The 1,057-nt window shown below is 42.8% G+C and carries 2 protein-coding genes; both read left to right on the top strand.

Translation table 11 applies throughout. The features are described from left to right. A partial coding sequence (locus tag OCV67_RS13340; protein WP_262644652.1) for a hypothetical protein occupies positions 1-736 on the top strand: 736 nt, incomplete at its 5' end. Next, the gene (locus OCV67_RS13335) at positions 726-1,013 is read left to right on the top strand and encodes a hypothetical protein (RefSeq protein WP_147644407.1); all 288 of its coding nucleotides are present in this window, start codon (positions 726-728) and stop codon (positions 1,011-1,013) included. The genes OCV67_RS13340 and OCV67_RS13335, both read left to right, overlap by 11 nt. Positions 1,014-1,057 lie beyond the last annotated feature (44 nt).

Raw genomic sequence — 1,057 nt, 5'->3', positions numbered from 1 at the left:
TGAGGCTGTAATGAAGGAATTAGCTTTAAAAATACGATTAGTAGATGAAGTAAGCTCTGCCATGAATAATATAGGCGATTCCGGAACTAAGGTCATAGCCGGACTGGAAAACGGTTTTGTAAATGTAAGTTCAGAGATAAGCCATACTTCAAAAGCAGCGGCTGAAGCATCGGCGTCTATTGCAAAGCTTTCCGGAGACGTTACTGAGACAGTTACACAATCCCGACTTTTGGCAAATGCTGCTGAGAATCAGGCTAACAAGCTTGAACATGCCGCAGAAAAAGCTCGTGAGAAAGCGGATTCCGATTCACAGGCGGCATCTGAGGCAAGAAAATTCTATGAAGGATTACAAAAGCAACTTTTGTCTGTGGACAAAGTAACTGAAGCTATGAAGGATGAAGCAGCCCAAGCACTTAAGCTATCCAATGACCTTGATAAGGCTGCTCAGAAGTCGGAATTGAAAGCACAGAAAGCAGAAAAAGATGCTGTGGCTGCTAGAAATAATGCCTCTGCTGTTGAAAAGGCTGCACTTGCAGAAGAGAAGCATGCGCAAGAATTGGTTGAAAAAGTAAAAGCGGAAGAACAGGCAGCTGAAGTGCTCGAAAAAGTTAATCAAGAGCATGCTGAGGTTACAAGTACTGTTGAAAAAAATATTCGGACAGAGGATAAACTTGTCGATTCAATTGATGAAATGAAGCATGCAGAACAACAGGTAGTACAGGTTCTTGACGCATAATAAAACTACCGCTGCAATAGAAAAAAACGTTCAGGCAGAAGAGAATTTACAATCATCTGCAAACAAAACTGCTTCTGCTGAGCAAAAAGTAGCCGACTCTCTCAATAAATCCGAACAGGAGGCTAAGGAGTACGGCGCCGCCATGATAAAGGCGGCTGATGACAGCGAAAAGCTAGGAGACAAGGGCGGTAACGCTATTTCTGAACTGGAATCAATTATTGCAGGTGCAGGAATAGTCATGGGACTTAAAAAAATCGGCGAAGCGTTTCTTGATTGAAGTAATTCAGCGGCACAGTTTGAGGCAAGTATTGCAAAGGTTTC

It is taken from the genome of Porcipelethomonas ammoniilytica, from assembly GCF_025567485.1.
GTDB classification, from domain to species: domain Bacteria; phylum Bacillota; class Clostridia; order Oscillospirales; family Ruminococcaceae; genus Porcipelethomonas; species Porcipelethomonas ammoniilytica.
The sequence above is the reverse complement of the archived record's forward strand: the minus strand, read 5'-3'. Positions and strand labels throughout refer to the sequence as shown.